General features: G+C 47.5%; 5 protein-coding genes and 1 riboswitch. Of the genes, 4 read left to right on the top strand and 1 reads right to left on the bottom strand.

From position 1 onward, the window contains the following. Window positions 1-72 precede the first annotated feature (72 nt). Window positions 73-1,584 carry an SH3 domain-containing protein gene (locus tag B2751_RS08700; RefSeq protein WP_422653599.1) on the top strand — a complete coding sequence of 504 codons (1,512 nt, stop codon included), beginning with the start codon at window positions 73-75 and terminating at the stop codon, window positions 1,582-1,584. A 55-nt stretch (window positions 1,585-1,639) separates the two neighbouring features. Here B2751_RS08700 and B2751_RS08695 read toward each other — a convergent pair whose 3' ends face one another. Further along, a complete protein-coding gene (locus B2751_RS08695) occupies window positions 1,640-1,933 on the bottom strand; it encodes a putative quinol monooxygenase (RefSeq protein ID WP_035411012.1) in 294 nt (97 codons plus the stop codon). Window positions 1,934-2,010: 77 nt separating this feature from the next. Here B2751_RS08695 and B2751_RS08690 point away from each other — a divergent pair, with 77 nt between their 5' ends. The 3 genes from B2751_RS08690 to B2751_RS08680 all read left to right on the top strand — a co-directional run. Then, entirely contained in the window at window positions 2,011-3,189 is a 1,179-nt protein-coding gene (locus tag B2751_RS08690; protein ID WP_035411015.1) for a M20 metallopeptidase family protein, read from the top strand. Between the two features lie 62 nt (window positions 3,190-3,251). Further along, a riboswitch (SAM riboswitch) is annotated at window positions 3,252-3,355 on the top strand. A gap of 94 nt (window positions 3,356-3,449) precedes the next feature. Next, window positions 3,450-3,965 carry a peptide-methionine (S)-S-oxide reductase MsrA gene (gene msrA, locus B2751_RS08685; protein ID WP_290774298.1) on the top strand — a complete coding sequence of 172 codons (516 nt, stop codon included), beginning with the start codon at window positions 3,450-3,452 and terminating at the stop codon, window positions 3,963-3,965. A gap of 228 nt (window positions 3,966-4,193) precedes the next feature. Continuing rightward, window positions 4,194-4,371 (top strand): ArsR/SmtB family transcription factor (locus tag B2751_RS08680; RefSeq protein WP_290774334.1); only part of this gene is annotated, 178 nt, incomplete at its 3' end.

Genomic DNA, 4,371 nt, shown 5'->3' with positions numbered 1-4,371 from the left:
CGTTACGTCCAACAGCAGACGACGGTCTATGCTACTGCGACTACGAAAGGAAAAGTCGTACAATCGCTTCCTGTGAATACTTCGCTTCAAACGTACGGCATCGAGGGGTCATTTACACGAATCAAACGAAACGACGAGTATGCCTATGTGCTGACGGCACATCTTGGGACACTAAAGTACTATCCGAAGACCGCACGCCTCTATGTTCAGCGCGCTACACCCATCTATTCGGATGCCAAATCTTCAAGTCCTATCTTAAAGCAACATCAAACGAATACTNNCTTCCGCGGGATTCATGCTTACGTCAAGACAGCTGATCTCGGTACTGGAAAAGTCTATGCATCAACCGGGACACGATACGCGAAACGCAACCTGTCTGTTTATACGTCGGCTTCGACGAGCAGTAAAACAGTCTATACTGTTAAACGGGCTGATCAATTGACGATTTACGGAACGAGCGGTAGTTACACACGCTTGAAAAAAGGATCGATCTACGGTTACGTCAAGACGACGGATCTCGTCACGAAAAAGCCGGATCTGTATGATGTCTCTGGTCAACGTTACGTGACAGAAGACGACGTCGTCATCCGGTCGCAGGCAAAACTGTCGGGTAAAAAAATCGGTACATTAAAAAAAGGTGCCTCGATCTCGATCTACGGAAAAAGCGGTTATTATACACGTGTCAAATACAAAAATACCTTTGGTTTCGTCGATTCGAGTCGTATTGGACTGAACAAACCGATGGCAAAAGCAAAAAAAGGGACGACGTTTTATGTTCATCTAGATCAAACTCCCCTCTTCTCTGCCGACGTCGCTTACAGTCGTCCGGCCGCTTATTTGAAGAAAGGGACGAAATTAGTCGGTTTGAAATCGATTGATGATGACTTTTGGCAAGTCCGCTTAGTCAGTGGTCAAACCGGTTATGTCCTCAACCCTTATATCAGCACGAGTAAACCCGATATGAGCCTGGCACAAAAAGCGATCGACCGGGCGAAAATCTATACCGTCAAACAGACGACATCCTTTTTCGCAAGTCCGACGAGCCCAAAAGGCAGTGGACTTGTTGAACAAGGCAAACGCGTCTATCCGCGTCACCGGGTCGGAAATTTCTATGTCATCCAATCAGGTTGGACACCTGTCTATCTTCCGGTATCCGCCGTGACGATCACGTCGGATAAACGAGTCGTCAAAAAGAATAATACGCGTGGTGAAAAGCTGATCCAAGCAGCCGTCCAGCATATCGGAACACCCTACACATGGGGTTCGCAAGATGCCGTAAACGGTGGCTTCGACTGTTCCGGACTGATTCACTATGCGACGAACCAAGCTGGAAAATACGGTGGTCGGACGAACGTTCGTGGCTACTGGTATGGTGCGTTCTTCACGAATCGCCGGACGAGCATCTCAAGTGGTAAACGCTCAGATATCGTCTTCTTCCAGAACACCTATACAGACGGTCCATCGCATATTGGAATCATGCTTGATAACGAACACTTCATCCATGCGGGTGGTTCACAGCTGCAAATCAATTCAATCTATGAACCGCGTTGGCAGGAGCATTTCCTCGGCTTTAAATCGATGTAATAAAAAAGACGAATCCGTCGGTTTCGACGGGTTCGTCTCTTCTTATCGCAACACGTCAGAAAGTCATCTCGACGTATTTCGCCACTTGTCGGTCCATCAAGTATAATTCGATCTGTTCACGGTAGGCTTTATAGTGGTCGGATGCGATATGCGCTTCAAGCGCTTCTTCGTCCCGATACACTTCATACAACATGAATTGATGCTCATCCTCGATCGATTGGTGCAAGGAATAACGTAAGCATCCTTCTTCTTTTTGTGAAGCATGATAAACCGTTTGTAAAATCGGGAAGACTTGATCCGCAAGTCCAGCTTTGATTGTAAGTACAGCATTGACGACGATTTCTCCCATGTTACATTATCCCCTTTCGTGATTACCTGTATCTGTACCCATTTTCGCGAAAAGACACACGTTAAAGGAGCTTGAACATGCAAACTCAACTTTTTGAAGCACTCGAACAATTCGAACCGACGATGATCGCGTTACGTCGCGATTTTCATCGACACCCGGAACTCTCTTTCCAGGAAGTCCGCACACCAGAACGGATTGCCGCCTTTTACGCAGAACAGGGCATTCCTCATCAAACAGCCGTCGGAGGTCGTGGTGTCGTCGCGACGATCGAAGGCAAACAGCCTGGTCCGACGATAGCGGTCCGTGCCGATTTTGATGCTTTACCGCTTCAAGAAGAGACGACGCTTGCCTTCCGGTCGATCCATCCCGGGGTCATGCATGCTTGTGGACACGATGGTCATACGGCGATCGTGATGGCCCTTGCTGCTACTCTCTATCCGTTACGCGATCAATTGCAAGGAACGATTCGGATCATCCACCAGCATGGAGAAGAGGTCTTTCCCGGTGGAGCAATCCAAATGATCGAAGCCGGCGTCCTCGAAGGGGTCGATGCAATTTTCGCGACACATCTCGAAAATGATTTACCGGTTGGCACGATCGGGTTCCGGGAAGGACATACATTGTGTGCGATCGACGAATTCGAAATCATCGTCCATGGTCAAGGTGGTCATGCCCAGGCACCGCATAAAACAAAAGATGCTCTCGTCGCTGGAGCGCAACTCGTCTGCAACTTACAACATCTCGTTAGTCGACGGGTTGATCCGTTTGAGCCGGCTGTTCTCGCAATCGGTTCTTTCCATGCAGGAACAGCACCAAATATCGTTACGGGTGAGGCACGCATTGTCGGGGAAATCCGAACGTTCAATGAGACACTTCGGCATCAGCTCCGGCAAGAAGTCGATCTTGTCGCTAAGACGACGTGTGCCGGCATCGGTGCTTCGTATTCGATTGACTTCACGACTGGTTACCCGGCGCTCTGGAATCACCCGGATGAGACAAAACTCGTTCAGGAAGCTGCTGCTTTCTTACCGGAAGCATCCGTCCGGGCACTCACACCAATGATGGCTGCAGATGACTTCGCGCATTATCTAACACATGTCCCGGGAAGTTATTTCTTTACTGGCTCCGGATATACGGACGGTCGTGTCAACTATCCACAGCATCATCCGCAGTACGAAATCAACGAACAAGCGTTGTTGATCGGTGCGAAGACACTCGGAGCGACGGTTTTACGTGCCTTAAATTCTAAGGATTGACTTTATTTCTTTGTGAATGGTATCATCACAACAATGATAACGAATGACATCAACTTCATATACCCTTATCAAGAGTGGACCGAGAGATCTGGATCGATGACGTCCCAGCAACCTGCGCATAGCAAGGTGCTACGACCAGCAAAGCGAAAGCTTTGGTTGATAAAAAGCGGCGACTCCTTTTGCAACCAAGCGAAGGAGTCGTTTTCGTTTTCTCGCTGTCAGACATACAATGGGGATTTCCCACGGAGAGGAAGAGACAGATGGAAAAAGCAACATTTGCAGGTGGATGTTTTTGGTGCATGGTGACACCATTTGAAGAATTACCAGGAATCGAGGGAATCGTATCAGGTTACATGGGCGGACACGTCGATAACCCGACATACGAGCAAGTCAAAACAGGAACGACGGGACACCTCGAAGTCGTCCAAATCACGTTTNNATACGAGCGTTTACTTGAACTCTACTGGCCCCAAACGGATCCGACGGATGCAGAAGGTCAATTCCAAGATCGCGGTACGCAGTACGCACCAGCAATCTTCTATCATACGGATGCGCAGCATGAAGCTGCGATTACTTCTCGTGACGCTCTTGCTGCAAGCAACCGTTTCAAACAGCCAATCGTGACGCGGATCGATGCTGCTTCTGAATTTTATCCAGCGGAAGAGTACCACCAAGACTTCCATAAGAAAAATCCAGAACACTACAAAAAAGATCGTGCTGCTTCTGGTCGTGATGCCTTCATCGAACAGGAATGGAAAGATACGACGACGGTCTAATCACCTCGAACCACATACAGTAGCTGAGACTGATTTCAAACATCTCGTTTTTCCCGTACTTTCTAGTAGAAGGTGGAGGATCGAGATGTCAATGAAGTCAGTTTTTTGTATGTAAACCAACTGCTTTATCCTTTGCCGTTACCCTTACATAAATTTGTAATCGTTTACAAAAAGAAGCTTTTGCTTTACGGTTAATAAAAATTAACCGGTTAAAAAGGAGATGATTGAATGGAACAAAAAGCGATTCATATATTAGAGAACTATGAACAGTTAAAAGTGATCAGTGATCCATTGCGAACAAAAATTCTCATGTTTCTCGTCGAAAAACCGCATACGGTGCATCAGTTGGCTCATTTGCTAACGTTATCGCGCGCAAAGGTCCTTTATCACGTACGGGAACTTGAAA

It is taken from the genome of Exiguobacterium sp. UBA6282 (assembly GCF_002440475.1).
GTDB lineage: Bacteria > Bacillota > Bacilli > Exiguobacteriales > Exiguobacteriaceae > Exiguobacterium_A.
Note: the sequence above shows the minus strand (reverse complement) of the source record. Positions and strands in the feature narration are given on the sequence as shown.

Bases quoted from the DNA above. Each gene is read 5' to 3' on its own strand.
- B2751_RS08695 (WP_035411012.1), bottom strand. From the start codon at position 1,933: ATGGGAGAAATCGTCGTCAATGCTGTACTTACAATCAAAGCTGGACTT.
- B2751_RS08690 (WP_035411015.1), top strand. From the start codon at position 2,011: ATGCAAACTCAACTTTTTGAAGCACTCGAACAATTCGAACCGACGATG.